This window comes from Eubacterium sp. AM05-23 (assembly GCF_003477535.1).
GTDB lineage: Bacteria > Bacillota > Clostridia > Eubacteriales > Eubacteriaceae > Eubacterium > Eubacterium maltosivorans.
Genome location: NZ_QUDF01000006.1, coordinates 139,153 through 165,777, shown reverse-complemented (window position 1 = coordinate 165,777; position 26,625 = coordinate 139,153). Strand labels below are relative to the sequence as shown.

Sequence of the window (26,625 nt, the reverse complement as noted above, 5' to 3'; positions counted from 1 at the left end):
GTGCAGCGAAGCGCAAGTTTTGGGGCCGGGATGTTTATTATTATTCTGGAAGGGTAAAAAATTTAAGGCTTGACAAAAGACACAGGCAAGCTTATAATACGAAACATAATATAAATTAAACCTGTGATTAAGAGTAAGTAAACAGGCATGTCATCTGGATAGAGAGCCGCGGACGGTGGAAAAGCGGTGAGATGCGGTCGGTTGAATGGGCTTATGAGGGCAGAGCAAAAGGCAGATTGCCAAGTATCTCTGACGGGATCTCCACCCGTTATAAAGGGAGCGTGTATGTTAGTATACGAACTTGAGTGGGCGATTTATCGTCAATTTGGGTGGTACCGCAGGCTTATGAAGCTTGTCCCTTGTGTAAGGGGCAGGCTTTTTTTGATGTTTTGTCCAAGTTCTATGGAATTGGCAGTGAGTAGTGCGCGTTCGCGGACGAACGGTAGCAAAATATGATCCATAAAAAGGAGTTGATGTCATATGATTGGCTGGTGGAACGATAATATAGATAAAATGAGAAACGGAAATTCAGCATTTAAATATTAAAACAGAAAGAGGAAAATGAAATGAATAAATTATTTAAAAGAGTATTGGTTGGTGTGGTAAGTGTCGCGATGGTAGCAGGTTTTACAGCGGGATGCAGCAGTAACGGCGGCAGCGCGTCAGACGACGGCAAGGTCACGGTCGGAGTCATTCAGTACGCGACACATCCGTCTCTTGATAATTGCTACGAGGGCTTTAAACAGGGATTGGAAGCTGGCGGCTTTAAGGAAGGCGAGAATCTGACCATCGAGTTCCAGAACGCCCAAGGCGATGTCGCCAATGCCGATATGGCCGCAAAAAACATGGTATCAAAAAAATACAATCTGATCGCTGGTATCGCCACACCTGCAGCGATGTCTGCCTATGCAGCCACGAAAGGCGGCGATATTCCTGTGGTCTTTACCGCAGTATCCGACCCGGTATCTGCTAAGATCGTTCAGTCCATGGAAAAACCAGGCGACAATTGCACCGGTACAGCCGATGTGCTGCCTCTGGAAGCCCAGATTAAAATGATCCGTTCCTTCCTGCCAGACGCTAAGAAAATCGGTATCCTGTACACCACCAGTGAGCCGAACTCCGTATCGCATTTGGAAAAGTTCAAACAGATTGCTCCAAACTATGGCTTTGAGGTAGAGGCTGTGGGCGTGACCAACGCCTCAGAGGTTGCCGCGGGCGCGCAGACACTGGTATCAAAGGGTGTCAACTGCATTAACAACTTTACCGATAACAATGTTGTCGATAATCTGAGCACTGTGTTGAAAGCCGCCAACGACGCGAAAATTCCAGTGTTTGGCTCAGAGGAGGAACAGGTTAAAAACGGCTGTCTGGCTTCTCAGAGCATCGACTATGTCGCCCTTGGAAAACAGACCGGCGAAATGGCCGCTAAAATCTTAAAGGGTGAAGAAAAGGCCGCGGATATGGCCGTTCAGGAAGTGACTGAAAGCTCACCGGTTTATAATAAGGAAGTCATGGAAACCCTGGGCTTAACACTGCCGCAGGATTTAAGCACAGCGACCGCTGTTTCCAAATAAGGAAGAATCGAATCCGGTTCCCAGATAAAATCAGGCAGAGGCGCCCGGGCGGCGGCCTCTGTTTTGTACGTTTCAGTTAATCAATGAAAGGACTATGTTAAATGGATATTATAGGTGGCTTGGTAATCAACGTCCTCGAGGAAGGCTTTATCTATGGGATTATGGCCGTCGGGGTGTATATTACCTATTCTGTTCTGGATTTTCCCGATCTTTCAGTCGACGGAACCTTCCCGCTTGGGATGTGTCTCACCGCTATGCTGATTACCGCCGGGGTTAATCCATGGCTCGCGTGCGTCGCGGCCTTTATCGTGGGGGCGGCCGCTGGCTGTATTACCGGATTTCTCCATGTGAAGCTCGGTATCACCGACCTGCTCTCCGGGATTCTTGTGATGACGGGGCTGTACAGTATTAACCTGGCCCTGACCGGCGGCAGCGCAGTGCTGCCCTTTTACAACATGCCCACCATTTTTAACACCGGGCTGGCGACCATTCTGCCCCCAGGCTACGGTCTTGTGATCATGGTGGCAGTGATCTGTATTGTGGTCAAGCTGCTCATCGATCTGTATTTAAAAACCCAGTCAGGCATGCTGCTCCGTGCGTCCGGGGATAACCCGCAGTATGTTGTCTCACAGGGGCGTGATCCCGGAAAGATGAAAATCATCGGTCTGGCCATTGGCAACGGCTGTACAGCCCTGTCCGGCTGTATTCTGGCACAGCAGACCGAATCCGCCAACGTGGCGGTAGGGACAGGGATGGTTGTTATGGCGCTGGCTTCAGTCATCATTGGGATGAACCTGTTCAAACGGGTATCCTTTGTAAAACCAACCCTTGCAGTAATCTTCGGGGCCATCATCTACAAGGCCTGCCTGGCCATTGCCATGCAGATCGGTCTGCCGACAAACTACCTCAAGCTGCTCATGGCCATTATCTTTACCATCGCTCTGGTAGGCGGCAAGCTTTTCCCGGAAAGGAGAAAGAAAAACCATGCAGAATCATGAACCCCTTGTCCGTATGGAACATATTTATAAAACCTTCAATCCGGATTCTGTCAATGAGGTGGTGTTGTTTCAGGACTTTAATCTGAATATTGAAAAGGGACGCTTCGTCTCTGTCATCGGGAGTAACGGCTCTGGAAAAACGACCATTTTAAACCTGCTCTGCGGCAGCCTGCCGGTAGATCAGGGGAAAATATATGTGGGCGGCAAGGACATTACCGGCCTTAAAGAATACCAGCACTCGGCCTTTATCGGCCGTGTGTTCCAGGATCCTTCTCTGGGTACCTGTCCCAGCATGACCATCCTTGAAAATATGGCGCTGGCAGACCGGAAGGGCAAGCCCTATGGACTGGGCATCGGCGTCAATAAAAAGCGCGTTGATTTTTACAAAAGCCAGCTGGAGCTTTTAAAGCTGGGGCTGGAGGATAAAATCGACCTGCAGGTTGGCAGCCTGTCCGGCGGCCAGCGTCAGGCCCTGGCGCTGCTCATCTCCACCATGACGCCCATCGATCTGCTCATTCTTGACGAGCATACCGCTGCTCTTGACCCAAAATCCAGCGAAAACGTCATGGAGCTCACCGAAAAGCTGATACGCGAAAAACACCTGACCACCCTCATGGTTACGCATAATCTCAAGTTTGCCATCAACTACGGCGACCGGCTGGTCATGATGCACCGCGGTAATATCGTGATTGATAAATCTGACGACGTGAAGGACGCCCTGGTGGTCAGAGACCTGACCGATAAATTTAATGAAATCAGTATTGAGGACGGCAATTCGTTATAAAAGGAAAAGGATCTGTGAGAGCAGGTCTTTTTTAACGTCCTGATTTTTCTTTAAGCGAAGCGGGGTATAATCATTGTAATAACACTGGGAGGAAATCATGAAGAAGGATTATAAAATTACCAAACTCAATACACTGGAGTCTGACTTCCGGCACCAGGCGGTCCATTTGTTTGTCGAGGGCTTTTACGATATGATCAAATCTATTTCGGCCGATAAGGAAGTGCTGTTTCAGCTCTTTGAGCCGGCGCTGCGAAATGATATGGCCTATGTCTGTCTTGACGGCGAAAAAGTCGTGGGCCTGCTGGCCTACTCCGATAACAAACGCCGTGCCTTCGATATAGAAAGAAGCGGGGTATCCCGGTTATTCGGGCCTGTAAAGAGCCGAGTCATCAAGACGCAGCTTATGTTTATCATTGGAAAGCCCGCTGTAAAAAGGGATGACGAGGGCTACATCGACTTTCTGGCCACCGACCCGGCCTGCAGAGGACAGGGCATTGCCACAAAAATGATCAATTATGTGGCTGAAAATACCGGTGTTACCAGCTTGAGCCTGGACGTGATCGGCGACAACGGAAATGCCATCCGCCTGTACCGTCATCTGGGCTTTAAGACCACTGAAATACAGGACAATCTTCTGCTGCGCATAGCAGGTATCCGTAAGCTGTTGATTATGAAGAAAGAATTATACGAATAAAAAACCCGGAGGGTACATTGATATCCTCCGGGTTTTTTATCTTAACACCATATTATCTGTTTTGTCTGTCTTAATATAGCCGTGGCGTTTCTTTTTTTACCCAAAGATGATACAATAAATTATCAATATATTTAAACACGAGAAAGAGGAACCAATGAAAAAAGGCGATATTATCGATATTAGAATAGAAGGCATTGAATTTCCAGGAAAATCCTGGGGAATGGTGGAGGAAGAGAGCGGCGCAAAAAAGGTTGTGATCAAAAATGGCATTCCCGGGCAGCTCATTAAAACCCGAATTACCAAAAAACGCAGTAAGAAAATTGAAGGACAGCCTCTGGAAATTCTGGAGGCGTCTCCTTTAGAGATTCTGGCGGAGTGCCCGGCCTTTGGCAAATGCGGTGGCTGTACCTACCAGAGCCTGCCCTACGAAAAACAGCTCAATCTAAAGGCCGATTACGTTTTAAACCTGCTGGGTAAAGCTGGAATCGACGGCTTTGAGTTTGGAGGGATTATCCCCAGCCCGGAGGTGTTTGAGTATCGCAATAAAATGGAATACTCCTTTGGCGACGATGTGAAGGATGGCCCACTGCTTCTGGGCATGCACGAGCGCGGCAGCTTTTACAACATTGTCAAAACCGACTGCTGCCGCCTGACCGATGAGGACTTTAACATTATCCAGAAAGCTGTCCTCAGTTATTTTGAAGAAAAGGACGTGACCTATTTTCACAAGCGCAGCCATGAAGGATTCCTGCGCCATCTGGTTATCCGCAAAGGCAAGCAGACTGGAGAAATCCTCATCAATCTGGTCACAACCTCTAAGACAGAACTGGACGATGCGGTTTTTATCGAGCTGCTCCTGAAGCTCGAGTTGTCCGGTAAAATTAAGGGGATCCTCCATACCATCAACGACGGCGTGGCCGATGTGGTGAAAAAAGATGACCTGCATATCCTGTACGGTGAGGACTGTATCCATGATAAAATTTTAGGTCTGGAATTTGAAATCTCGACCTTCTCTTTTTTCCAGACCAATACACTGGGAGCAGAAAAGCTGTATTCTGTTGTCCGCGATTACGTCGGTGACCGCCAGGATAAAATCATTTTTGATTTGTACTGCGGTACCGGCACCATCGCCCAGGTACTGGCCCCGGTGGCGAAAAAAGTCATCGGTATCGAGCTCATTGAGGAAGCCGTCGAAGCCGCCAGGGTCAACGCCGAAGCCAACGGCCTGCGCAACTGCGAGTTTATCGCCGGCGATGTCATGGAAAAAGTCGCCGAGCTTCCTGACAATCCCGATATCATCATCCTCGACCCCCCGAGGGATGGCATCCACCCCAAAGCGATCTTTAAAATTATCGACTTTAAACCGGACACCTTTATCTACGTGTCCTGCAAAGCCACCTCCCTGGCGCGGGATCTGCCGTTTTTTAAAGAAGCAGGGTATGCGGTGAAGAAGGTCTGCTGTGTGGATATGTTTCCTCATGGGGGGCATGTGGAGACGGTGGTATTGATATCAAGAGTTCAGAAGTAAAAGCCGAGAAAGGATTGAAATAGAGGGATTTCCGTGATTTGAGTTCTGGGGCATACCGAGAATCAAATTACGGATTTTTTTGGGAACATATTTATAGCACTTTGCAGCATTGCAGGGTGCTTTTTACTTTGCTTGTACAGATATTTTGCTTACACTTGATTGATTTGGTGTGAGATGGTTTGCTTTAGCAAATTCAGAAAAGCTTTTGCTGCCGGAGAGAATGCCTGGTATTTCTTTGTTACGATATACAAATCAACAGACAGTTCTGGGGTGATAGGACGAAAGGCTAAATTTCTTCCTGCGGTATTTACTAATTGATCAAGGCATAGTGCGTAACCGACACCTCGTTCTACTAAGTAAGTGGCGTTATGAATTAAATTGTAGGTTGCAACTACATTTAACACAGATTCATCTGTTCCGAACCAGTCTAAGTCTTGATGACCGGAAAAAGTTTGTTCTGCCATAATCAGGGGCAGTGTTTTTAGCTGATCAATATTGATAAACTCCTGCTCAGCCAATATGCAGTTTTCAGGCATTAAAAGACCGAATATATCTTTCCTGTGTATGTTGAGATAGTCGTACCTTTCTTGTCGGATTGGACCGAGCAGCAATCCCATATCCGCTAATCCCATATCCAATCTTTCCAAAACAGTGTCAGCATCCCCACTGTGAGTATGGAATTTGACTTCCGGATACTGTGTATGAAATGCAGAAAACAGATCGGCAATATAATCCATCACAATGGTTTCACCGCAGCCAATGGTGATATCCCCGCATAGGTGTGCGGAATCTGTTTGAAAAGCAGACTCCGTATTTTCAATAAGTGCCATAATTTCCTGCGCCCGGTTGCGCAGAAAAATACCTTCTTCCGTCAGGGTGATTTTTCGTTTTCCGCGAATAAAAAGCTGTTTCCCCAACTGCTGTTCCAAATCCATCATCTGTTTGGAGAGTGTGGACTGTGTGATATACAGAGATTCAGCAGCCTTTGTAATATTTTGTTCTCTTGCAATGGCAAGGAAATAGTGGAACAATCTTGTTTCAATCATATACAAAGGTCCTTCCCGATGTTTTCACTTCTTTTAATTATACGCAACATAATCATTCCTGTCAACGATGGTAAACCATTATTAACAACTGTTTGTAATTGATGAGCCGTTACAGTATACTTCAATATAGAAAGGATGGAGTAAACCATGAAAGATATTATCTTACATATTGGAGACAGGAAAATCCCGGCGGTATTAAACGACACCGCTGCGGCAAAGGATTTTGAAACGCGCCTGCCATTTCACACAGCGGGTCACGATTCCGGTATTGATTATTGCTGTACTGCCGAGGGGGGAAAAAGTGATCCGAATGAGCGTCAGGCAGGATGGAAAAACGGCGATATTAATCTGGCGGGTGGATGGTTTGCGCTGCGAATACTGCCATACCAAAGGAAACAGAAACTGTATACAGGAGGATGATATGCAGAAGATTTATCCGCACTTTGAGCAGGCGGATATGATTGTACTGGCATCTCCGGTTTATTATCTGCATATCTCCGGTCAGCTTCAATGTGCCATTACCAGAACCTATAACATCGGGATTCCCAAAAATCTGAAAAAGGCGGCGCTTATTTTAAGCTCAGGCTAAGATGATGTTTACGATGGAGCGATTTATTCATACCACTATGGGTTTATTGAGTATATGAAGCTTCAGAATCTCGGTGTGTTCACAGCTTATGGCGGGCAGAACAAATCAGCAGAAAAGCTGGACGAATTATAGTAGATGAAATCTCTCCTCGTCCGATCTTGATGATCGTAGGCGACAGAGCAGCGTCACGCTTCTTTAGCGAACAGGTGTGGTGTATGAGAGAGCTGCTGAGCCGAAAGAACTTTATATTGTAGAGGATGCGGAACATATCGACCTCTATGACAGAACAGACAGAATTCCGTTTGATAAAATTGAAAGCTTTCTGCGTAAAAATCTGAAATAAGCGTGAGGATATGCGTATGAGAAAAATGACCATATTGCTTGTTTTTGCTGTTTTGTTGTTGTGTGTGGCGGGGTGTCAAAGCCCTGCATCCACACAAAGCACAGCCGATGAAAGCAGCACAGCAGAACAAGCGCGAAATAAAGAGGATGAAACAAAAAGTCAGGAAGTAGAAAACCTGACAGAAAGTGAATCCAATAATATCGAGGAGGAAGCAACGATGAAAATCTCTGTAAAATCAGCAGACTATGAAATCATATATGAACTGAATAACAGTAATGCGGCAAAGACTCTTTATGAGCAGTTGCCCTTAACGATGGAGGTGGAACCCTTCGGTAACAATGAAATGACGTTTTATCCGCCGCAGAAGCTTGATACCGCAGATACGCCATTAAGCAACGGTGAGGCAGGAACATTGTCCTACTATTCTCCCTGGGGAGACGTGGTAATGTTTTATGATTCCTGCAATCCGAACGGCAGTCTGTATGGACTTGGAGAGGTTGTTTCCGGTAAGGAGAATATCGAAAAGCTTGGCGGTACGATTACGGTAGGGAGGTGGAAATTAAAATGAAAAATGTAAAGTTAAGTAATGGAATCGATATACCAATGGAGGGCTTTGGTGTATTTCAGGTGCCGGAAGACCAGTGCGAGCAGGTTGTTCTGGATGCCATAGGAACAGGCTATCGCCTGCTTGATACAGCAAGCTCTTACAAAAATGAAGAAGCGGTAGGAAGTGCAGTAAAGAAAGCCATCGCCGCAGGTATGGTAAAGCGTGAAGACCTGTTTATCACCACCAAAGCCTATATCCAACAAATGGGCTATGAAAAAACAGTGCAGGCCTTTTATGAATCGCTAAATAAATTGAGACTGGATTATCTGGACTTGTATATGATCCATATGCCCCTTGGCGATTACTATGGCGCTTGGCGGGCAATGGAGAATTTGTATGAAACGGGAAAAATCCGTGCCATTGGCGTCTGCAACTTTGACAGTGCAAGGCTGATGGATCTTTGCTATAACGCAAGAATCCGACCTATGGTAAATCAGATTGAACGCCATCCGCATTATCAAAGAACGGAAGAACTTGCAATTATGAATAAGTTTGATATACAGCCTGAAGGCTGGGCGCCATTTGCGGAAGGCTTAAAAGGAATGTTCACAGAACCTGTGCTGCAAAGAATCGCAGAAAAGCATGGAAAAACCGTACCGCAGATTATTCTGCGCTGGGATATTCAACAGGGTGTCGTTATCATTCCAAAATCGGTTCACAAAAACCGTATGGAAGAAAATATGGCGGTCTGGGATTTTGAACTGGATCGTGATGATATGAAGCAAATTGAAGAGCTGAATCAAAATATGCCGTCTATGCTGGATTGCTCAAAGCCAAGTGAAATCGACAGACTGTATGACTATCTGAATAACCCGGTGCTGACCAGTCTGTAAACGGAGGATATGAGCAATGATGATTATGGAAGTGAATGGCACAGCCATCCAAATCAAACTGGAACAGAATAGTTCCGTTGATGCAATAAAAGAATTACTTCGACAGGGTTCTATTACAATTCCCATGAAGGATTACGCCCATATGGAGAAGTTTGGTAATCTTGGTACAAGACTGCCGCGCAACGACAAGCAGATTACCACGAAGGCGGGAGATGTTATTCTCTCCGAGGGAAATCTGCTGGTGATTTATTATGCGCCGAACACTTGGAAGTTCACCAGGCTTGGAAAAGTGGTGAATCTTACAGAGAAAGAACTGAAAAAGGTACTCGGTAAGGGAAATATAATGGCAACCCTTATTTTGAAAGATGAATAAGCAGGAGGTTTTGAGAATGAAGATTGCAGTTTTACAGGGAAGTCCGCATAAAAGCGGTTCTTCCAATACGCTGGCAAAGGAATTTATAAGAGGTGCAAAGGAAGCAGGACACAACGTCACAGCTTTGGACGCCGCACATATGGATATGCATCCGTGCTTGGGATGTGGGCATTGTGGTATGAACGGAGAGTGTGTTCATAAGGACGACAATCAAACGATTAGAGATACCCTGCTTTCATCGGATATGGTGGTTTTTGCAACACCGATTTATTACTTTGGCGTCAGTTCACAGCTTAAAATGGTGATTGACCGATTTTACAGCTACACAATGAAATTGTCAGGGAAACATCTGAAAGCGGTTCTCATTACTGCCGCCTGGGATGACAATGAGGATGTTATGCCATATTGCACAAGCTATTATGAAAAGCTATGCAGCTATATGAATTTTGAAAACTGCGGAATGGTACTTGGTACAGGTTGCGGTACACCGGAAATGACAAAGGAGTCCGTACATATGCAAAAAGCATATCAGCTTGGCAAGTCTGTGTAACAGGAGGAAAAGTTTTTATGAAAAAGATAATGGGACTGTTTATAACTGTGATTCTTATTTTGTCACTTGCTGCTTGTACAGCAAATGGTACGGAAAGTTCGTCAACAGCCGATAACGATACGAATCAACCTTCTGCATCGAGTTCCAACGAAGCAGAAAAATCAAATACAGCTTCCGGGCAGACGGAAAATGATACGAAAATTCTTGTTGTATATTTCTCTGCAACAGGGAATACAAAAGCTGTAGCAGAGAAAATAGTTGAAGTTGCGGGAGCAGATTACTTTGAAATCATTCCTGCAGAACCCTATAGTGAGGACGATCTTAATTATAGTGACGACAACTGCCGTGCAAATCGTGAACAACAGGACAAAAATGCAAGACCGTCTATTTCCGGCAGCTTTGAGAATATGGATCAGTATGAAGTTGTGCTGATCGGGCATCCCATCTGGTGGGGCACGGAACCACGAATTATGAATACATTTATGGAGAGCTATGATTTTTCGGGCAAGACGCTGGCAAATTTCTGCACCTCCGGAAGCAGTGGAATCGGAACGAGCACAGAAAATTTAAAGGTATTATCACCGAACGCCAATTGGCTTGAAGGAAAGCGTTTTTCAGGCAGTGCGGATATAGATGAGATTCAGGAATGGATTGATTCTTTGAAATTATAAGCAAACAGCACTCAGGACATTAAAAGTCTTGAGTGCTGTTTTTGGCCTGTGGATCTGATTGTAGAATCTTATAATTTATGGTAAAATTACGAAAAAGTGGTTTGACAAAGTGGATAGGTTCTCTTAAACGCACTGTACTCAAAAATCGTTCTAAATCGGGATCGACCAATTCCCTCATACGACCGATATGAGCTGACATTCATACTATCCTGTCGAGCCATGTTGAGATGGTGATACTCCTTTCTCACAAGTCACCGGGTAGCCAGATTAATGTGAAAGTTTGATTTTGAGAAGGCTAAAAAAGGTGTTTTGGATAAGCACAGAGAGGACAGTGTGGTATCAACCCGTTTTAGGAGTTGTCTATAAGAAAACGACCGAAGTTTTTTGAATAATTAAAGGTTTATACGCAGTATGGTTTCAAGTAAAAGGAGTGTTTTTTATGGGATTAATAGAAATGGCCAGTGGAAAGTCAGTTTGGCGGGGAATGGATTACTACAATAACAGGAAAGTTATCTCTTAGGAGAAAACAGGAGCTGAGGCATACAGTGGCGTTGTTGCTGGCAGTGAAGATAATATCTATAATGTGCATATAGATAGAGCACATCCAAGAAAATCAACCTGTAATTGTCCTTTTGCAGATGGACGAAGAGTTGTTTGTAAGCACATGATTGCCCTCTATTTCACAGCGGAACCAAAGGCGGCGGAAGATTTTCTTAAAGAAGTTGAGGAGTGGGAAGCTGAGGAACTAGAAAGAGAGGAGCAACATTACGAGGATTTGGAAAGATATGTAAAAACGCTGTCAAAGACGGAGCTGCAGGAACAGTTGTTGAGCGCACTCATAGAGTTAGAGGAGTTACAGAATTGGGGATAGCTCATGAGTGACAATCGAATGATTATGAGGAGACAGCCACTATGCCAACCAGCAAAAAAATCAACGAATTCGCCATTAAATATTTAGAGAAATACAACAAAAGAACAACCTATGGACACGAAGTCGAAGAAAGCTTTGCTGATGAACGCTTTGCACTTGGGTTTATGATGGATAGCGGAGAATCACTTATAAAAGCTTTTCCAGAGGCTGAAGCTTTTTATGATGCTGAGCATCTGAAGCGTATCATTGATGAGGTGACGGATGTTCAATTCGTATTATGAAGAAGTGCGATGAGGAGGATTTAGATTAGTCTGAAAAGTGGTTGTTTCCATTTTGGAAAAGGCCACTTGGTATACAGATAACAGTAAACGAAAAAGGAGTGAAGAAAAATGGCCTCACAACCAATTTATCAATTTTACGCTGAACTGAAGGATTATGAACCAAAGATATGGCGTCGCTTTCAGGTGATGAACAATATCACAATGGCGCGTTTGGGTTATATCCTGATGACGTTGTTTGAAATGCAGGCAGGCCATCTGTTTTGTTTTGATGTTCACGTTATCGATAATCTGCGCAAAAGTTTAGAGGGAAGAGACACAAAAGAATCAATCGATCGTATAGTTGACATGTTTCAGAAAAATCCTAAACATTCGGAGCTGCGTGTTGAATTGATTGATGAGGATAGCTTTTTCGGATTTGAAGGCCGCGTTTCAGACGCCGCAGAAACAAAAGTTAAGCATATTCTTACTGAGAAAATGGAGACCATGACTTTTTCCTACGATTACGGCGATGGCTGGGAAATAGAGCTCGTGCTGGAGGAAATAGATGCGGAGAAGGAACTGTCCGGAAATGAGCTGCCGCGCGTGCTTGAGGGTGAGGGCTACGGTATTATCGAGGATTGTGGGGGGCCCGGCGGTCTTGAGGAGCTTGCAAAAGCGTTTAAGGAGAAAAAAGGGCCGCAGTATCAGCGATACACGGAGTGGCTCGGTGTTGAAGAACTGGACTTATTTTCATTTGATCTCGAAGACATGAACTTTCGTTTGAAGAAGGTGCCGCGAATCTATAAAGATGTGTATGAGCATGGTCTGAAACCCACAAGGCAGTCGATAAACTTGCTTATGAGGGAATATAAAAAATATGGCATTGAAGATTGGAAAGAGGAATAAAAAAGCAGGCGTTTCCCCACGAAATGCCTGCTTTTTTGTATCCTGTTTTTATATTCCCAACAGCGCCAGCGCAGTCTCCTCATCGGTAAATAACGCATTTACCAGCTTTAGGGAGAGCACAGCGTGGATAATATCCTTTTTATAAGCGCCTTCAGCAATGCCAATGCTGGTCCGCGCGTTGGCGCTGGCCTTAAAGATATTTGCCCGGATCAGTCTTCTTGTGAAATCTGTATCGATGGGGTTTCCATTGACGTCGAGGTATTGAAGGGCAATATCGCCCATGACCTGTTTGGCCTTCAGCTCGGTGATATCGCCGGGTGTAAAAATTCCGAACTGTGGCTGTGAGGAAACTTCAAAGGTACCCATGCCCAGAAGCAGGATATCGGCGTGTTCACCCATGTACAGAAGCTTTTGTGTCTGGTCGTTGTTCATCAGGGCTTCGTATTCCTTCGGCGAGCTGCACACAGCCGGAGCGTGGATAACTTCGGCAACACCGTTGATGGTTTTGGCCAGGCGGATACTGCTCAGGTTAGGGAAAAGATCCATGGTATTGCCGAAGCTGCCGGCCAGAGGAACAACTTTAACCTTTGGAAAACACAGGGATTCGGTGGCTGAGATGAGCCTTGAGACGCTGGTGCCCCAGCCGACGCCAACGATGTCTTCTGGGCGCAGCTCTGAAATAAAATAGTTGGCGGCGGCGAGGGCCAGATCGTCTCTGGTGGTATTATCGCTTTTGATGACGCCGACATGCTTGATGTAGTACTTATGCATGAGCGCGCTTTCCAGGGCTGCGTTTTCGGTAAAGGGCGTCATGACTTCAATTTTTACAATACCGCTTTCCTCTGCGCGGGCCAGGAGTTTTGAAACCCACGGTCTTGAAATATTCAGTTTTTTTGCAATTTCCTGCTGTGACAATTTTTCTTTATAGTAAAGATTTGCGATGAGGATCATTTTATTAAACATGGAATCTGATGATTCGATTTTATTCATTTTTGTCTTCCTTTTCTCAGTGGCTTTGACCTCTATCACACTAGAGGCACATTTGTTACTAAATCTAGTTTGATTATACGTTAAGCATTGTTAAAAAGTCAAGAAATATAAAGGTTTTGGTTTAAAAAACAAAAAAATATTGACACACATATGTTATTGTTGTATGATGTTGATATCAAAAGTTACAAGTAGGAACGAATATATCTCATGGGGGAGAATACAATCCTGGTTGTACAAAAATTTAAGGGGGTAATACAATGAAACAGTTGGATTGCGTGTTAGGGATTGATATGGGCACCGGTGGTGCGCGTGTAGGTATCTTTGATTTAAAGGGGACGCCGATTGTATTCTGTGAGGAGCCTTATCCGCTGTATACGCCGGCATCCGGGCGTGCGGAGCAGAACCCGGATGAATGGTGGGCAGCAATCTGTAAGGCATCACGCAGGGCCATCAGGGAAAGTGGTATTGATCCATCCTGTATCAAGGGGATGAGTGTGGATACCACCTGCTGTACGGTGCTTTTATCTGGAGAGGATATGGTACCCTTAAGACCGGCAATTATGTGGATGGATATCCGTGCTTCAGAGCAGGCAAAGCACATGTACGAAACCGGTCATGATGCGCTGAAATATAATGGATACGGTATGGTTTCGGCTGAGTGCCTGCCGGCAAAAGCTCTCTGGCTGAAGGAAAACGAGCCGAAGCTGTACCACAAGGCTACGCGCTTCTATGAATGTACAGACTGGCTCACCTACCGTTTAACAGGCGAGTATACTGCCAGTATCAACTGTGCCTCCAGCCGTTGGTACTACAATTCGGAGGAGGGCGGCTATCCTGTTGACTTTTACAACACGATTGGGCTGGAAGATCTGGTGGAAAAGCTGCCGCCGCGTGTTCTGGCAATGGGAGAGCTGGTCGGCGGGCTGACTGCAGCCGCAGCCGAGGAGCTTGGTCTGGTGGCTGGCATTCCGGTGGGAGAAGGCGGTGCGGATGCCTTCGTCGGTGTCATCGGCCTCAATGCGGTTCAGCCTGGAAAGCTTACGCTCATCACAGGCTCGTCGCACCTGCACATTGCCCAGGTGAAGGAAGCCATCCACAGCAAGGGTGTCTGGGGCTCCTATCCTGACGCCATCGTCAAGGGACTTCAGATGGTCGAAGGGGGACAGACCTCGACCGGTTCCATTGTCAACTGGCTTAAGGAGCAGCTCTGCGGCAACCTGAAAGTACAAGCAGCAGAGGAAGGGTGCAGCGTTTATGATATTCTGAACCGTGAGGCGGAAGCTCTGCCCATTGGCGCAGATGGCATCATCGCGTTAGATTTCTTCCAGGGGAACCGCACGCCACATGTTGATCCGGATGTCCGCGGTATGTTTTACGGACTGTCTTTGGGACACACGCCAGCGCATATGTACCGCGCGGTCATTGAGAGCATTTGCTACGGTACGGAAACCATCATTGATTCCTTCCGTCAGGCAGGCTTTTCACCGGACGGCATTGTGGTTTCCGGCGGCGCGGTCAAGAGCCGGTTCTGGCTCCAGACCCATGCGGATGTCTGCAATGTTCCGATCATTGTTACAAAGGTAACAGAAGGCCCATGCCTTGGCTCAGCGATTCTCGGCGCTGTTGCTGGCGGCGTTTATCCAGATATCCAGACTGCCGCCGAGTCCATGACAACGGTTGATTATACCGTAGAGCCAGACCAGCAGCGCCATGACGCTTATATGTTCTATTATGAAAAATATAAGGAATTTTACGCTCTGGCTAAAGACTGGATGCACGCAGTCACCACACACAAATAAGATAATTGACAGAAAAAGGAGGATACTATGGCATTAGTATCAGCTTCAATCCTGGCCTGTGACCAGACAAGGATTGGAGAACAGATCATCAAGGCTGAGGCGGCCGGCATTGACTACATACACGTCGACATCATGGACGGCGTGTATGTGGAGAACATGACCTACGGCCCCCAGCTGATCAGGGATTTAAAAAAGATTAGTGGGCTGCCCATATCTGTACATTTTGAGGTCTGCCACCCGGAAACTTTTTTTCCAATCTTTGCGGACTGTGGAGCAGATATCGTGACCTTTCAGCTGGATGCCTGCGCTAACCCACTGCATCTGATCCAGGAGATCCGGAAAAGGGGGATAAAAGCCGGTATCGGAATTGGGCCAACCTACGGCACAGAGCGGCTTGCCTATCTTTTGCCCTGTATTGACTGGCTGATTATGATGAGCGCGGAGCCAGGCTATGGCGGGCAGCCGCTGAACCCATGTATCTATGAAAAGCTGCGGGAGGCTCAGGAAATTATGGTAAAAACAGAAAGCCGCGTCCCCATAAGTGTGGACGGCGGTGTAAATGGCAGCAATGGTCAGAAACTGGTCGAGGCTGGGGCTGACGTACTGATTGCCGGCAGCTATGTATTCCAGGATGACGCGATGGCAGAGCGGGTGCAAAACCTGAAAAATTTATAACAGCAGGAGGATGCAATGTTAGTCACATCAAAAGAAATGTTTGAAAAAGCGCGGGAAGGCGGATACGCTATACCAGCTCCGAATTTTATTGATCTGGAATCTCTGCGCTGGCATGTGGAGACAGCGGAAAAGCTGAATGTTCCGTTGATTCTGCCGCTGGCAGAGGCGCATATCGGGGAAAATATCACCCTTGAAGATGCAGCGCTTGTGGGAAAAAAATACGCGGCAGCGGCAAAGGTGCCGGTTGCGCTGCACCTGGATCATGGGACTGATCCCGAGATCATTAAAAGGGCAGTGGATATGGGCTTCACCTCAGTAATGATCGATGCGTCCATGGAATCCTTTGAGGAAAATGTCCGTAGAACAAAGGAAATTATCGCCTATGCCCACGCGCGGGGCGCGGTGGTTGAGGCGGAAATCGGCCATGTGGGCGCTGGTGAGAATTACGAAAATCACGATGAGTCCGATTCACAGTACACCACTGTGGAGGAAGCCAGACGTTTTGTGGAGGAAACTGGTGTCGATTCTCTGGCCATCTCCATCGGGACAGCCCACGGTATGTACAAGGGCATTCCGGAAATCAATTTTGACCGCTTGAAGGAAATCGCCGCGGCCATCGACACACCGTTGGTGCTGCACGGAGGTTCTTCCTCAGGGGACGAAAACCTCAACAAATGTGCGATAAATGGTATTTCGAAGATCAATATTTTCTCGGATCTGCTGGCTGCGGCCATGAAATCACTGGAAGAAGCACCGCCGAAAACCTACCTTGATGTGAAGGCATTATCAAAGAAGGGCATGCAGGACTGCCTGGAGCACTACTATTCTGTCTTTGAGACTAAACCAATTGACTGACAGACCAATCTGGAGGATGAAAATGACTGTATATAAAGAACAAATTAGCGTAGAATCTCATGGAAATACCCCAACCTATATCAATATTACACCGCAGGTCCGCGAAGCCATTGCTAAAAGCGGCATTAAAAACGGCACTTGCACTGTAATTTCACCCCACACTACCTGTGCGGTCTTCTTTGAAGAATTTGTGCACGATTATACTGAGGATGGAGATGAGTATCTTCAGGCTGATCTCAACGATGTTCTGGAAAAAATTATTCCAAATCAGGTAAGCTGGGAGCAGTACCGCTATCCCGGAGAAAAGCATTTTGAGGAGGTTGAAAAATGGCCGAACATCGAGTCCTACCTTCCGGGCGGTGACCGGACCGCAATCTGGAACTGTGACGCTCACATTAAAGCCACTTTGATCGGCGCAAGCGAGGTGTTCGACGTGGACGACGGAGCGCTGGGCGTTGGAAAAACAGGTTATATCTATTTTGCGGATTTTGACCGTGCCCGCCCGCGGGTACGCCAGTGCAAAATTGTGGTGATGGGGGAATAGAAATGAAAAGAAAAATACGCGCGCCTTTTTTAATCGTCAATCCCAAGGCTTACATTTATGGAGAAGAATCTGTGGAGCTGGCGAGGATCTGCGATCAGCTCTCTGAAGAATACGATCTGGATATTCTCTTTACCGCCCAGCATGTGGATATTCAGAAAGTCGCCGACGCCACAGAGCATATCGTCGTGACCGCCCAGCACATGGACGGCATTGTGCCGGGCCGGGGGATGGGCCACATTTTACCCGAAGGGCTTAAGGCCGCCGGCGCTCAGGCCGTTGTTTTAAACCATGCGGAGCACCCTGTAACCACCGCGCAGCTTGACAAAATCATCAAGCGCGCCGATGAGCTTGAGATCGCCACCATCGTGTGCGCCGATTCTCCGGAGGAATCAAAAGCTGTCGCACAGCTGAAACCAGATATGATGATCTGTGAACCGACCAGCCTGATCGGGACAGGCAGCACGAGCAGCGAGGATTATATTAAGGCGACAAATGACGCGGTGAAGTCCATTGACGATACAATTCTGATCGTTCAGGCTGCCGGAGTCAGCACCGGCGATGATGTTTACCGAGTAGTCATGGAAGGCGCCCATGGAAGCGGTGGCACCAGTGGTATTCTGAACGCGCCGAGCCGAAAGGGAAAGATTATAGAAATGCTGGACGCTTTGAAAAAAGCGCAGAATGAACTGAATAGAGAATAGACAGGATTATTTACCGTCGGCACATCTGTGGCCGGCGGTTTTTTATATGCCGCGTCAGAATTAAGCAAAGTTGAAAGCAGGCTAAAATAATCGTCCAGACCCAGCCATGCCTCCTGGAACCTGCCGCTGTCTGCCGGGTATGGCTATAATACAGTGAACAGGCGAACAGGCTGTTTTTACCGGAGGTCCAGAGGAGAAATCAGAGACTGTCATCGAAAAATGCATTAAAAACAGAAATGCTGCTACAAAAGAAGAAAAAAATGTATTATAATGGAGATAGATGAGAGGACGATAAAAATCAGATTTTGGAAAAGAGAGGGAACGTATGCTCATTGATATTATAAGCACAACGCTCCGGGTTGTCGTCTGTTGTATTGTCTTCGCCTACTGCCTGTTTACACCCTTCAAAAGCCGGTTTCGTTACAATAATCTTGTGACAGCGGTTTTAGCCGGGCTATTGACAGCCATTACGGTCGTGGTCATTGTTTTGTTTTTAACTTCCGGAAAGTTTTTAGTAGAGTACAGCAGCTTTGGGATTGTGCTGTGGATTATCACAGCGGTGGTTATTTTCCACATCGCTATTAAGGGCAGTTTTTTTGAGATATTGTTCATTGTTTTGATGGTTTTAAACCTGTATGTCAATATTGTCGCCATTGCCAAGGTGATTGTCAATTCCCTGAGTCTGAATCTGCCGTTTTCGATGGTGTATGCCCTTGTGGTGATCGGCGTGCTCGTTGTGTGCTTTCCGCTGCTTTGGATTTTGATGGTCCGGCTGTATAAACAGGTGGTTGAGTTTGAGGGTGATTTCAGCTTTTGGAAGTATATCTGGGTGATCCCGGCGTTGATTTATATGATTTTCTTTGTAAAGATTGTCGGAGATTACTGGAAAGCCCATGTGCCAACCAATGGCGTGGATATTACATTTACGGTTCTCTGGGCTGTTACTACCTACACTTTTTTTCTGGTGACCCTCCTGATGCTGATTCAGACCTACAGGGGAATAACGGCTGCACAGCAGACAAAGCTTATTTCATCTCAGCTGCGGATGCAGGAGGACCAGTATCAGCGGATGATTGAAAATGTGGAAAATAACGCCAGGCTCCGGCATGATTGGCGGCATCATCTGCTGTCCATCGACAGCTTTCTGGACAATAAGGATATGGAGGGGCTGCAGCATTACATGAAGGCCCTGGCTCCGGAATATTTGGCCGGTGAGGATATCTCCTTTTGCCAGAATCCGGTGGTTAACGCGATACTAATGCACTATTACACTGTGGCCAGGGCAGAAGGAATCGAGGTGACAGTAAAAGCCAACGTGCGGGAGTCGCTCGATATACCGGATACGGATTTGTGCATTATCTTTGGAAATCTTGTGGAAAATGCTGTAGAGGCATGTGCCGCCTGTGAAAAAAATCCCAGAATGATCCAGATCAAGGCGGATGTGGAGGGCCGCCAGTTGGTACTGGACATCCGGAATACCTATCAGAAAGCAGTGATTTTCAGAGATAAGCAGTATTATTCCACAAAGCACGAGGGCGAGGGTATGGGCATCGCATCGGTAAAAAGGATTGTGGAAAAAAATAAGGGAGTGATGGAAATCCACTATGATAAAAATGACTTTACAGTGCAGGTCATGCTGAAGGTGGTTTAAGGCGATCGTATGGAGATGTGCAGTGTGGCTGGATTTTTTAGAGGCAGAAATGAAGCGGGCTGGTATATTAAAATCGAATGAAATTTGAAGGGCGAATTTTCCGCCCTTTTTTAATAAAGTCTTTAGTCCGCTTTTTGCGGCGCAAAAAGAGAGGAAGGCTTTAAGAAAGTGTGCTATGATAAAACAGAAAGGAAGTAAGGATGGATTGGACAGAACGCTTAAACAAAATTATTGAATATATTGAGAGCAGCCTGCAGCTGGGCCACGAGGAGCTTGACCAGAAAAAAATTGAGCAGCTGGCCTGCTGCTCCTACTCGCTTTTTCAACGGGTTTTCAGCTACATGAACAGCATTACGCTGGCGGAATATATCCGCAGCCGCAAGCTTACTCTGGCAGGATATGATTTTAAAAGCACAGAGATTAAGGTGCTGGACGCCAGCGTAAAATACGGCTATGATTCGCCGACAGCTTTTACCCGGGCTTTTCAGTCCTTTCACGGCATGTCGCCCACAGAGGCCAGAAAGGAGAGCGCTGTTTTAAAGGTGTACCCACGGATGAACTTTGTCGAGGATAATGATATTAAATGGCGGGTCGAGCATAAGGAAGGCTTCCGGCTTTTGGGTGTCAGGCGTTCCATCAGCTGCATAAATGGTGAGATTTCAGGGCAATTCCAGCTTTCTGGAATGAGGTCATGCAGAATGGCAGGCTGGCGCAGATCATTTCTTATACAGAGTCACATAAGCCCTCGGGCACTTTTGGCGTGTTTGGAAATTATCAGGATGGGAGAATGGACTATTATATTGCCGGGGTTACCGACAGGCCCGCGGGGAGAGGGCTTGAAGCCATTGAGATTCCGCCGGCGGCCTGGGCTGTTTTTGAGTGTGTCGGCCCGATGCCGGGCGCTATCCAGAAAGGCTGGAGATTTTTAAATGAGGAGTGGGTTATCAAGTATCCCTTTGACCATGCAGACTGCCCGGAAATAGAGTGGTATTCGGCGGGTAACAGCTTTGCGGAGGATTATAAAAGTGAAATATGGATACCAATTTTATAAAGACTGGAGGCAGTAATGGAACATTTGGTTTATTGCGATGACAAAGAAAAAGTATTGGAAAAGATTATGAATGGCACAAAGACCATGGTCGTGAGGGGCGCGGCCGGCAGGAAGATCCCCCATAGCCGGGTGTTTGAGGGTGAGAAACTTTATTTCATGAAAAAGGGCAGCAAGGTCATATCGGCCAGGGCGGCGGTAAAGAGTGTGAAAAATTATGTCAAGCTTTCAGAGGAAGCCATTGATGAAGCCCTTGAGTCAAACCAGGACAGACTTAATTTATCCGAAAAACAGAAAAAACGCTGGCATAAAAAATGTCTCTGTCTGGTAGAATTTGAAAAGGTGGAGGCAATTGAGCCTCTGGCTTTCGACCATCAGGGCAATATGGACGACTGGCTGATCATTGAAAAGATTGAGGACGTGGTGGTGGGGAGCAGTATTCCCTACAACTATGAGAAATCAAAATTAAAATAAAAATTCGGGAGGCAGAAAAATGATTGTAACAAGCACTGGAATTGTCAACGGCATTATTGAGGACAAATACGGAAAACGCGGCAGCCAGTTTAACGAAAACGGTATGCCGACATATTCCTTACCGCTGAAAATTGAGGACGCACCAGAAGGCACAAAATCCTTTGCGCTGGTTCTGGAGGATAAGGACGCTTTCCCGGTTACAGGCGGCTTTTCATGGATTCACTGGACGGCGGCAAACATTACGCGTAATGAGCTTCTGGAAAATGAGAGCCAGACTGCCACGGATTTTGTCCAAGGTGCGAACAGCTGCATGAGTATCCAGGGAGGCAGACAGAGCAGAGCGTTGTCGTCCTTTTACGGAGGTATGGCACCGCCGAACGCGCCGCATATCTACGAAATCCATGTGTATGCCCTGAATACGCTGCTGGAATTGGAAAACGGCTTTTATTACAACGAGCTGTACCGCCAGATGGAAGGCCATGTTTTAGATCAGGTCACCATCAAGGGGACATACAGAGATTGAAAAATTATGGGAACAGCCGAAGCTATGAGATGTTCGCATGGTATTACTTAAGATGCTTCAGTAAGGAGCATCTTTTTTAATATCCCCGCTTAAAACTTCTTTACGTCAAAGTATAATCATCATATAATAAGCTTAAAGAAGTGGAGGTGAAACCATGAAAGCAGACGGTAAAAAAATCAAGATGGCTGTCGGTATAGCGGCGCTGGTGGTCATCGTCGCAGCGCTGGCCCTTGCGGCCTATCGTTCAGTCAACACGCCGGAGCGTGCTCTGGAACGGTACTTCAAGGCAGTAGAAGAGCAGGATTACGTCAAAATGTATCTGCTCATCAGTGATGATTCTAAAAAGCTCATCAGCCGGGAGGATTTTATTACGCGGAATAAAAATATCTATGAGGGCATTGAAGCCAGGGATTTGAAGCTGGAGGTCATGAGTGTTGAAAAAATTGATTCAAAACAGCAGCAGGCTTATTATAACCTGAAGATGGAAACTGTGGCCGGGGTGCTTGCCAATCCAGGCAATGTGAGGCTGAGGAAGGACACCTTCTTCGGAGAGTACCGGCTTGTCTGGAATTCAGCGGTTATTTTGCCGGGGCTCAGCGAGACCGCCAAAGTAAGCGTCACCACAACGGCAGCAGAGCGGGGAAGTATTCTGGATAAGGACGGCAATATGCTGGCAGGACCCGGCACAGCCCCCTCGGTAGGCTTTGTCCCTGGAAAAATAAACGCAGAGACCAGGGCCGCAGATCTGGCGGCAGTGGCCGGAATTCTGGGGATTACCACAGAAGATATTGAGGATGCGCTGTCAGCTTCCTGGGTGACAGAGGAGATTTATGTTCCGGTAAAAACACTGCCAGAAATCGACGCGGGGCTGGAGGCGGCGATTTTGCAGGTGCCGGGAGTAATGATTGGAGAAGCAGCGGTGCGCAGCTATCCCTATGGGGAAAAAGCTGCGCATCTGACAGGTTATATCGGCGCGATCACGGCTGAGGAGCTGGAAGCGCGTAAGGGTGAAGGAGACTACCGGGATACGAGCATTGTAGGCAAAAGCGGGCTTGAAAAGATTTTTGACCGTCAGTTGAGAGGAAAGGACGGAGGCGCCATCACCGTTAACGATACCAGCAGTGACGGGATTAAGACAAGCCGGGTTCTGTGTGAAAGCTCACCAGTAAAGGGATTTGATGTCCAGACGACCATCGATACCGGGCTTCAGACAGCCCTTTACGATCAGCTTGCCGGGGATAAAAGCGCCGCGGCCGCCATTGATCCGAAAAACGGCGCGGTGCTGGCCTTGGTCAGCACACCGTCCTATAATCCCAATGCTTTTATTCTTGGCATGAGTGATGCCGAAAAGGACAGCCTGAACAGCGATCCGGACAGTCCGCTTCTTAACCGGTTTGTGAAAGCCTATGCGCCGGGTGAGCTTATCCAGCCAGCAACCCTTGAGGCAGGCGTGAAAACCGGCGAGGAGTACGTCGAACAGCTCAAAAAGCTTGGCTTTGGAGAAGCACTGCCCTTTGATTTTACTATGGAAGTCTCCAAAATTTCAGAAAACGGTACAATTGACGGCGACCTGACGGCAGCGGGGAACGGCACAACGGACATGGCCGCCAGTCCCCTGCATCTGGCGTTAATTTACTCTGCCCTTGTGAATGACGGTAATATGGTTCAACCCTATATCAAATATGATGCCAACCCGATGGTGAAGTACTGGAAAAAGAATGTGATTTCCCAGGAAAAGGCCGACAACAGCAGAAAAAGCCTCGCGCAGGCAGAAAAAAGCTCAAAGGGAAGAGCCCTCGCGGGAAAAACAGGTGCAGCGTTACAGAAAGGTTCAGCGGATGCCGCGAAAAATCAGGATACGGCTCTGTGCGCCATGTTTTATACAGACCCGGCAGCCGAGAATCCACTGCTGGTAGTCGCTGCGGCAGTGGATATTGAGGGCCGGGGCGGCGCCGGATATCTGGCAGAAAAGATACGCGCGGTTTTCTGAAAAAAGATGAGTTGTTCAGCCATTGTCCTGAGGGCTTTTCTTTTTAAAGACAAGAGACAACAGAATTCCCAGGGCAATGCCGATGGCCGCGGGAATCAGCCAGCCCAGGCCAAGACTGTAAAGAGGAATTTTGGACGTCAGGCTGGTCAGCCAGGGTATGACCAGGCTTTTCAGATCCAGAGCATAGATAACGCTGACCACGCCGGTAAACAGGATGGCCGTAGGGTAGACCCAGGAAAAGCCACCGACCCATTTTTGCAGAAAAGCTAGCAGAATGAGCACAATGGCCACCGGATAAAGGCAGTTGAGCACTGGAATGGATACCTCCAGAATTTTGTTCAACCCCGCATTTGAGATAACCATACTGATAAAGGCAAAAAAGACCGCCCACTTTTTATAAGAGAACCGTGGAAAAAGACCGCTGAAATATTCGCTGCAGCAGCTGATCAGCCCCACGCAGGTGTTCAGACAGGCAATGAGAAAGATCAAAGCCAGAATGATGAGCCCGGCCGGGCCAAAAAGATGCATGACAATCTGAGTCAATGTCTGCGCGCCGTTGGCGGTAGCGCCAAAGCTGCCGCCAGATAAAGCGCCTACATGGGTCAGCGCCGCATAGACAGCCAGCAGAAGCCCGCCGGCAATCCAACCGGCCTTAATGGTTTCACGCACGACCAGCCTGTCCTCACTGATGCCGAAGGCCCTTATGTTTAAAGCAATAATAATGCCGAAGTTAAGCGCCGCGATGGTGTCCATTGTCTGGTAGCCGTCCAGAAAGCCCTGGACAAAGGAATTGGAGGCATAGCTGCCAGTAGCAGCGCCATAACTGCCCGGTGGGAAGAGCACACAGGCAGCAAAGATAATAAAAATCAAAGCCAGCAGGCAGGGCGTCAGTTTTTTGCCGAGCCGGTCTGTGAGCTTGTCTGGCTTGAGCGCCAGCAGCAGCGCCACGGCAAAAAAGACAATGGAGTAAAGAAACAATATAAGACTGCCGCCGCTGCCCTCGGGCAAAAACGGCAGCACAGCCATTTCAAAGGACGTGCTGGCCGTACGCGGAATGGCAAGGCAGGGGCCGATGGACAGGTAAATTAAAAAGGTAAATACCGCCGCGAAAACAGGGTGCACCCGGCCGGCCAGAGCACTCAATCCACCGGATTTTGCCACAGCCGCAACCCCCAGTATCGGAAGACCAATGGCACTGATGGCAAAGCCCGCAAAGGCAAGCCAGGCCAGGCTTCCTGCCTGTTCCCCCAGAAAGGGCGGAAATATTAAATTTCCCGCGCCAAAAAACATCGAGAAAAGCGTAATCCCGATGAGAAAAGTGTTTTTTCGTGATAATCTCTGCATAATGTCTCCCCTAAATACAATTAATAGGTGCATTATAGCATAAAAATAAAGGAAATAGTTGTATTATAGCAAGTATACATTAAAGGAGGAAAAGATGAAATTACTATTCAAACAGCGGCTGTTCTCCTGGTTTGACAGTTATGATATTTATGATGAGGCGGGAGAAACGGCTTTTACAGTTAAGGGCCGCCTGTCCTGGGGACATTGCCTTGAGATTTATGACCGCTTCGGCGAGCATGTGGGAACTGTAAAAGAGGAAGTGCTTACGCTGCTGCCGCGGTTCGCCCTGTACCAGAATGGCCGGGAGATTGGAGAGATTCAGAAAAAGTTTACTTTCTTCAGGCCGGCCTTCACCTTAAACTGTAACGACTGGAGTGTAGAAGGAGATCTCTTTGAGTGGGAATACGAGGTGATGGACCGCCAGGGGCGTATGATTATGCAGGCGTCCAAGCAGCTGTTTAACCTTACCGACACCTATGTGATCGACATCACAGACCCGCAGGACATGCTCTTATCGCTAATGATTGTCCTGGCCATTGACGCGGCCAAATGCTCGCAGAGAGACTGATCACCTTACCATCTCCTCATAAATACCGATTTTTGCATCGAGGTTTTTGAGATACTCATCCCATTTGCGGCGCTGTTTTTCGACGTATTCACGGTGCCTTCTAAGAATTTTCAGGCGCTCGGCGGCGGTATGGTCGCCTTCGTAACGGAGGTCAGCATAAATTTTAATATCCTTTAGCAGCATGCCGGTATCCTTCAGACGTTTGATGAAGCATACCCATTCGATATCTTTTTCCGTGTAAAAACGGCGGCCTTGTCCATCCCGAGGGACCCGGATAAGGCCCTTTTTTTCATAGAAGCGCAGGGTATGCTCGCCGATACCCGTCTTTTTGGTAAGTTCACCGATGGTCATTTTAAGACTCCTTTACCTTTTGCTTGACTTTGACTATAGTCTAAGGACTACACTTTTATTATAAAAGAAACAGGAGGTAAGATCAAATGAATGACAAAAGATTTGATAAAGGCATGGAAATGCTGCGTCAGATTGACGGCAATGCGGGTGAGGGTGTGATTGAGTCTTTGAAGGATATCGCGCCGGATCTGGGGCGTTATATTGTGGAATTTGCTTTTGGGGATATTTACCCCAGGGCCGGGCTTACACTGGAGGAGCGGGAGATCATCACCATTTCCAGTCTGCTGACATCAGGCGGCTGTGAGGCCCAGCTGAGGGTTCATATCAACGGCGCCTTAAATGTTGGGCTTTCCCGGGAAAAAATCATCGAGGTTTTTATCCAGTGTATCCCGTACGTAGGCTTTCCCAGGGTTTTAAACGCAGTAACTGCAGCAAAAACAGTTTTTAAGGAACGTAAAGTGAAAGGCTGAATTGAGCCTGCGCTT

31 protein-coding genes and 1 pseudogene are annotated in these 26,625 nt (G+C 47.2%); 28 read left to right on the top strand and 4 right to left on the bottom strand.

Annotation, left to right across the window (positions count from 1 at the left end; all coding sequences use genetic code 11):
- Window positions 1-566 precede the first annotated feature (566 nt).
- The 5 genes from DW091_RS10090 (at window position 567) to rlmD (ending at window position 5,578) form a co-directional block, all read left to right on the top strand.
- Window positions 567-1,574, top strand: coding sequence for an ABC transporter substrate-binding protein (locus DW091_RS10090; protein WP_096918778.1), 1,008 nt, complete (start codon window positions 567-569; stop codon window positions 1,572-1,574).
- Window positions 1,575-1,675: 101 nt separating this feature from the next.
- On the top strand, window positions 1,676-2,572 hold the full coding sequence (locus DW091_RS10085) for an ABC transporter permease (protein WP_118518082.1): 897 nt from the start codon (window positions 1,676-1,678) through the stop codon (window positions 2,570-2,572).
- Window positions 2,559-3,356, top strand: a complete 798-nt coding sequence (locus tag DW091_RS10080; RefSeq protein ID WP_118518081.1) for an ATP-binding cassette domain-containing protein — start codon at window positions 2,559-2,561, stop codon at window positions 3,354-3,356. The genes DW091_RS10085 and DW091_RS10080 overlap by 14 nt, the downstream gene beginning before the upstream one ends.
- 97 nt (window positions 3,357-3,453) lie before the next feature.
- Window positions 3,454-4,050, top strand: coding sequence for an N-acetyltransferase (locus DW091_RS10075; RefSeq protein WP_118518080.1), 597 nt, complete (start codon window positions 3,454-3,456; stop codon window positions 4,048-4,050).
- A 154-nt stretch (window positions 4,051-4,204) separates the two neighbouring features.
- The gene (gene rlmD / locus DW091_RS10070) at window positions 4,205-5,578 is read left to right on the top strand and encodes a 23S rRNA (uracil(1939)-C(5))-methyltransferase RlmD (protein ID WP_118518079.1); all 1,374 of its coding nucleotides are present in this window, start codon (window positions 4,205-4,207) and stop codon (window positions 5,576-5,578) included.
- Window positions 5,579-5,727: 149 nt separating this feature from the next.
- On the opposite strand, the gene DW091_RS10065 is transcribed toward rlmD, so the two are convergent.
- Window positions 5,728-6,624 carry a LysR family transcriptional regulator gene (locus DW091_RS10065; protein ID WP_118518078.1) on the bottom strand — a complete coding sequence of 299 codons (897 nt, stop codon included), beginning with the start codon at window positions 6,622-6,624 and terminating at the stop codon, window positions 5,728-5,730.
- Between the two features lie 147 nt (window positions 6,625-6,771).
- Here DW091_RS10065 and DW091_RS10060 point away from each other — a divergent pair, with 147 nt between their 5' ends.
- From DW091_RS10060 to DW091_RS10010, 10 genes are all read left to right on the top strand, one after another.
- Window positions 6,772-7,044 carry a cyclophilin-like fold protein gene (locus DW091_RS10060; RefSeq protein WP_199678160.1) on the top strand — a complete coding sequence of 91 codons (273 nt, stop codon included), beginning with the start codon at window positions 6,772-6,774 and terminating at the stop codon, window positions 7,042-7,044.
- Entirely contained in the window at window positions 6,935-7,213 is a 279-nt protein-coding gene (locus tag DW091_RS20835) for an NAD(P)H-dependent oxidoreductase (protein ID WP_347561015.1), read from the top strand. Before DW091_RS10060 ends, DW091_RS20835 begins: the two co-directional genes overlap by 110 nt.
- Window positions 7,214-7,572: 359 nt before the next feature.
- Window positions 7,573-8,124, top strand: a complete 552-nt coding sequence (locus tag DW091_RS20545; protein ID WP_118518077.1) for a cyclophilin-like fold protein — start codon at window positions 7,573-7,575, stop codon at window positions 8,122-8,124.
- Complete coding sequence (locus DW091_RS10040) at window positions 8,121-8,996, top strand: aldo/keto reductase (RefSeq protein ID WP_118518076.1); 876 nt, start codon at window positions 8,121-8,123, stop codon at window positions 8,994-8,996. The genes DW091_RS20545 and DW091_RS10040 overlap by 4 nt, the downstream gene beginning before the upstream one ends.
- A gap of 16 nt (window positions 8,997-9,012) precedes the next feature.
- Window positions 9,013-9,369 carry a cyclophilin-like fold protein gene (locus tag DW091_RS10035; protein ID WP_058696249.1) on the top strand — a complete coding sequence of 119 codons (357 nt, stop codon included), beginning with the start codon at window positions 9,013-9,015 and terminating at the stop codon, window positions 9,367-9,369.
- A 16-nt stretch (window positions 9,370-9,385) separates the two neighbouring features.
- Window positions 9,386-9,919: a flavodoxin family protein gene (locus DW091_RS10030; protein WP_058696248.1), complete on the top strand. Its 534-nt coding sequence runs from the start codon at window positions 9,386-9,388 to the stop codon at window positions 9,917-9,919.
- Between the two features lie 17 nt (window positions 9,920-9,936).
- The gene (locus DW091_RS10025; protein ID WP_058696247.1) at window positions 9,937-10,590 is read left to right on the top strand and encodes a flavodoxin; all 654 of its coding nucleotides are present in this window, start codon (window positions 9,937-9,939) and stop codon (window positions 10,588-10,590) included.
- Window positions 10,591-11,173: 583 nt separating this feature from the next.
- Window positions 11,174-11,461 (top strand): SWIM zinc finger family protein, encoded by a 288-nt coding sequence (locus DW091_RS20535; RefSeq protein WP_224168773.1) that lies wholly within the window; start codon window positions 11,174-11,176, stop codon window positions 11,459-11,461.
- Between the two features lie 41 nt (window positions 11,462-11,502).
- Window positions 11,503-11,742, top strand: a complete 240-nt coding sequence (locus DW091_RS10015) for a hypothetical protein (protein WP_074616437.1) — start codon at window positions 11,503-11,505, stop codon at window positions 11,740-11,742.
- Between the two features lie 108 nt (window positions 11,743-11,850).
- Entirely contained in the window at window positions 11,851-12,627 is a 777-nt protein-coding gene (locus DW091_RS10010; protein WP_118518075.1) for a plasmid pRiA4b ORF-3 family protein, read from the top strand.
- A 48-nt stretch (window positions 12,628-12,675) separates the two neighbouring features.
- Here DW091_RS10010 and DW091_RS10005 read toward each other — a convergent pair whose 3' ends face one another.
- Window positions 12,676-13,617 (bottom strand): sugar-binding domain-containing protein, encoded by a 942-nt coding sequence (locus DW091_RS10005; RefSeq protein WP_074616439.1) that lies wholly within the window; start codon window positions 13,615-13,617, stop codon window positions 12,676-12,678.
- Between the two features lie 257 nt (window positions 13,618-13,874).
- Here DW091_RS10005 and DW091_RS10000 point away from each other — a divergent pair, with 257 nt between their 5' ends.
- From DW091_RS10000 to DW091_RS09955, 11 genes and pseudogenes are all read left to right on the top strand, one after another.
- Window positions 13,875-15,416 carry an FGGY-family carbohydrate kinase gene (locus DW091_RS10000; protein ID WP_118518074.1) on the top strand — a complete coding sequence of 514 codons (1,542 nt, stop codon included), beginning with the start codon at window positions 13,875-13,877 and terminating at the stop codon, window positions 15,414-15,416.
- A gap of 27 nt (window positions 15,417-15,443) precedes the next feature.
- Entirely contained in the window at window positions 15,444-16,091 is a 648-nt protein-coding gene (locus DW091_RS09995) for a ribulose-phosphate 3-epimerase (RefSeq protein WP_118518073.1), read from the top strand.
- Window positions 16,092-16,106: 15 nt separating this feature from the next.
- On the top strand, window positions 16,107-16,946 hold the full coding sequence (locus DW091_RS09990; RefSeq protein WP_118518072.1) for a class II fructose-bisphosphate aldolase: 840 nt from the start codon (window positions 16,107-16,109) through the stop codon (window positions 16,944-16,946).
- Between the two features lie 22 nt (window positions 16,947-16,968).
- Window positions 16,969-17,490: a YjbQ family protein gene (locus tag DW091_RS09985; protein WP_058696239.1), complete on the top strand. Its 522-nt coding sequence runs from the start codon at window positions 16,969-16,971 to the stop codon at window positions 17,488-17,490.
- A gap of 2 nt (window positions 17,491-17,492) precedes the next feature.
- Window positions 17,493-18,191, top strand: coding sequence for a triose-phosphate isomerase (locus DW091_RS09980; protein WP_118518071.1), 699 nt, complete (start codon window positions 17,493-17,495; stop codon window positions 18,189-18,191).
- 325 nt (window positions 18,192-18,516) lie between these two features.
- Window positions 18,517-19,842: a sensor histidine kinase gene (locus DW091_RS09975; protein WP_058696237.1), complete on the top strand. Its 1,326-nt coding sequence runs from the start codon at window positions 18,517-18,519 to the stop codon at window positions 19,840-19,842.
- Window positions 19,843-20,042: 200 nt separating this feature from the next.
- Window positions 20,043-20,306 (top strand): annotated as a pseudogene (locus DW091_RS20830) (AraC family transcriptional regulator); the annotation flags it as partial.
- Window positions 20,307-20,533: 227 nt separating this feature from the next.
- Window positions 20,534-20,893, top strand: a complete 360-nt coding sequence (locus DW091_RS20525) for an effector binding domain-containing protein (protein WP_243092197.1) — start codon at window positions 20,534-20,536, stop codon at window positions 20,891-20,893.
- Window positions 20,894-20,908: 15 nt separating this feature from the next.
- Window positions 20,909-21,364 carry a hypothetical protein gene (locus DW091_RS09965; protein WP_118518070.1) on the top strand — a complete coding sequence of 152 codons (456 nt, stop codon included), beginning with the start codon at window positions 20,909-20,911 and terminating at the stop codon, window positions 21,362-21,364.
- 19 nt (window positions 21,365-21,383) lie between these two features.
- Complete coding sequence (locus DW091_RS09960; RefSeq protein WP_058696234.1) at window positions 21,384-21,887, top strand: YbhB/YbcL family Raf kinase inhibitor-like protein; 504 nt, start codon at window positions 21,384-21,386, stop codon at window positions 21,885-21,887.
- Window positions 21,888-22,041: 154 nt separating this feature from the next.
- A complete protein-coding gene (locus tag DW091_RS09955) occupies window positions 22,042-23,877 on the top strand; it encodes a penicillin-binding transpeptidase domain-containing protein (RefSeq protein ID WP_118518069.1) in 1,836 nt (611 codons plus the stop codon).
- 15 nt (window positions 23,878-23,892) lie between these two features.
- Here DW091_RS09955 and brnQ read toward each other — a convergent pair whose 3' ends face one another.
- Complete coding sequence (gene brnQ, locus DW091_RS09950) at window positions 23,893-25,221, bottom strand: branched-chain amino acid transport system II carrier protein (protein WP_347561014.1); 1,329 nt, start codon at window positions 25,219-25,221, stop codon at window positions 23,893-23,895.
- A gap of 58 nt (window positions 25,222-25,279) precedes the next feature.
- Here brnQ and DW091_RS09945 point away from each other — a divergent pair, with 58 nt between their 5' ends.
- Complete coding sequence (locus DW091_RS09945) at window positions 25,280-25,789, top strand: LURP-one-related family protein (RefSeq protein WP_263422110.1); 510 nt, start codon at window positions 25,280-25,282, stop codon at window positions 25,787-25,789.
- Here DW091_RS09945 and DW091_RS09940 read toward each other — a convergent pair whose 3' ends face one another.
- Window positions 25,790-26,140 (bottom strand): MerR family transcriptional regulator, encoded by a 351-nt coding sequence (locus tag DW091_RS09940; RefSeq protein ID WP_074616447.1) that lies wholly within the window; start codon window positions 26,138-26,140, stop codon window positions 25,790-25,792.
- Between the two features lie 86 nt (window positions 26,141-26,226).
- On the opposite strand from DW091_RS09940, the gene DW091_RS09935 reads away from it, so the two are divergent.
- Window positions 26,227-26,610 carry a carboxymuconolactone decarboxylase family protein gene (locus DW091_RS09935; protein WP_058696230.1) on the top strand — a complete coding sequence of 128 codons (384 nt, stop codon included), beginning with the start codon at window positions 26,227-26,229 and terminating at the stop codon, window positions 26,608-26,610.
- Window positions 26,611-26,625 lie beyond the last annotated feature (15 nt).

What these genes read in the sequence shown, in the direction of transcription:
- DW091_RS10090 (WP_096918778.1), top strand. Translation starts at nt 567, where the DNA reads ATGAATAAATTATTTAAAAGAGTATTGGTTGGTGTGGTAAGTGTCGCG.
- DW091_RS10085 (WP_118518082.1), top strand. Translation starts at nt 1,676, where the DNA reads ATGGATATTATAGGTGGCTTGGTAATCAACGTCCTCGAGGAAGGCTTT.
- DW091_RS10080 (WP_118518081.1), top strand. Translation starts at nt 2,559, where the DNA reads ATGCAGAATCATGAACCCCTTGTCCGTATGGAACATATTTATAAAACC.
- DW091_RS10075 (WP_118518080.1), top strand. Translation starts at nt 3,454, where the DNA reads ATGAAGAAGGATTATAAAATTACCAAACTCAATACACTGGAGTCTGAC.
- rlmD (WP_118518079.1), top strand. Translation starts at nt 4,205, where the DNA reads ATGAAAAAAGGCGATATTATCGATATTAGAATAGAAGGCATTGAATTT.
- DW091_RS10065 (WP_118518078.1), bottom strand. Translation starts at nt 6,624, where the DNA reads ATGATTGAAACAAGATTGTTCCACTATTTCCTTGCCATTGCAAGAGAA.
- DW091_RS10060 (WP_199678160.1), top strand. Translation starts at nt 6,772, where the DNA reads ATGAAAGATATTATCTTACATATTGGAGACAGGAAAATCCCGGCGGTA.
- DW091_RS20835 (WP_347561015.1), top strand. Translation starts at nt 6,935, where the DNA reads ATGAGCGTCAGGCAGGATGGAAAAACGGCGATATTAATCTGGCGGGTG.
- DW091_RS20545 (WP_118518077.1), top strand. Translation starts at nt 7,573, where the DNA reads ATGAGAAAAATGACCATATTGCTTGTTTTTGCTGTTTTGTTGTTGTGT.
- DW091_RS10040 (WP_118518076.1), top strand. Translation starts at nt 8,121, where the DNA reads ATGAAAAATGTAAAGTTAAGTAATGGAATCGATATACCAATGGAGGGC.
- DW091_RS10035 (WP_058696249.1), top strand. Translation starts at nt 9,013, where the DNA reads ATGATGATTATGGAAGTGAATGGCACAGCCATCCAAATCAAACTGGAA.
- DW091_RS10030 (WP_058696248.1), top strand. Translation starts at nt 9,386, where the DNA reads ATGAAGATTGCAGTTTTACAGGGAAGTCCGCATAAAAGCGGTTCTTCC.
- DW091_RS10025 (WP_058696247.1), top strand. Translation starts at nt 9,937, where the DNA reads ATGAAAAAGATAATGGGACTGTTTATAACTGTGATTCTTATTTTGTCA.
- DW091_RS10015 (WP_074616437.1), top strand. Translation starts at nt 11,503, where the DNA reads ATGCCAACCAGCAAAAAAATCAACGAATTCGCCATTAAATATTTAGAG.
- DW091_RS10010 (WP_118518075.1), top strand. Translation starts at nt 11,851, where the DNA reads ATGGCCTCACAACCAATTTATCAATTTTACGCTGAACTGAAGGATTAT.
- DW091_RS10005 (WP_074616439.1), bottom strand. Translation starts at nt 13,617, where the DNA reads ATGAATAAAATCGAATCATCAGATTCCATGTTTAATAAAATGATCCTC.
- DW091_RS10000 (WP_118518074.1), top strand. Translation starts at nt 13,875, where the DNA reads ATGAAACAGTTGGATTGCGTGTTAGGGATTGATATGGGCACCGGTGGT.
- DW091_RS09995 (WP_118518073.1), top strand. Translation starts at nt 15,444, where the DNA reads ATGGCATTAGTATCAGCTTCAATCCTGGCCTGTGACCAGACAAGGATT.
- DW091_RS09990 (WP_118518072.1), top strand. Translation starts at nt 16,107, where the DNA reads ATGTTAGTCACATCAAAAGAAATGTTTGAAAAAGCGCGGGAAGGCGGA.
- DW091_RS09985 (WP_058696239.1), top strand. Translation starts at nt 16,969, where the DNA reads ATGACTGTATATAAAGAACAAATTAGCGTAGAATCTCATGGAAATACC.
- DW091_RS09980 (WP_118518071.1), top strand. Translation starts at nt 17,493, where the DNA reads ATGAAAAGAAAAATACGCGCGCCTTTTTTAATCGTCAATCCCAAGGCT.
- DW091_RS09975 (WP_058696237.1), top strand. Translation starts at nt 18,517, where the DNA reads ATGCTCATTGATATTATAAGCACAACGCTCCGGGTTGTCGTCTGTTGT.
- DW091_RS20525 (WP_243092197.1), top strand. Translation starts at nt 20,534, where the DNA reads ATGCAGAATGGCAGGCTGGCGCAGATCATTTCTTATACAGAGTCACAT.
- DW091_RS09965 (WP_118518070.1), top strand. Translation starts at nt 20,909, where the DNA reads ATGGAACATTTGGTTTATTGCGATGACAAAGAAAAAGTATTGGAAAAG.
- DW091_RS09960 (WP_058696234.1), top strand. Translation starts at nt 21,384, where the DNA reads ATGATTGTAACAAGCACTGGAATTGTCAACGGCATTATTGAGGACAAA.
- DW091_RS09955 (WP_118518069.1), top strand. Translation starts at nt 22,042, where the DNA reads ATGAAAGCAGACGGTAAAAAAATCAAGATGGCTGTCGGTATAGCGGCG.
- brnQ (WP_347561014.1), bottom strand. Translation starts at nt 25,221, where the DNA reads ATGCAGAGATTATCACGAAAAAACACTTTTCTCATCGGGATTACGCTT.
- DW091_RS09940 (WP_074616447.1), bottom strand. Translation starts at nt 26,140, where the DNA reads ATGACCATCGGTGAACTTACCAAAAAGACGGGTATCGGCGAGCATACC.
- DW091_RS09935 (WP_058696230.1), top strand. Translation starts at nt 26,227, where the DNA reads ATGAATGACAAAAGATTTGATAAAGGCATGGAAATGCTGCGTCAGATT.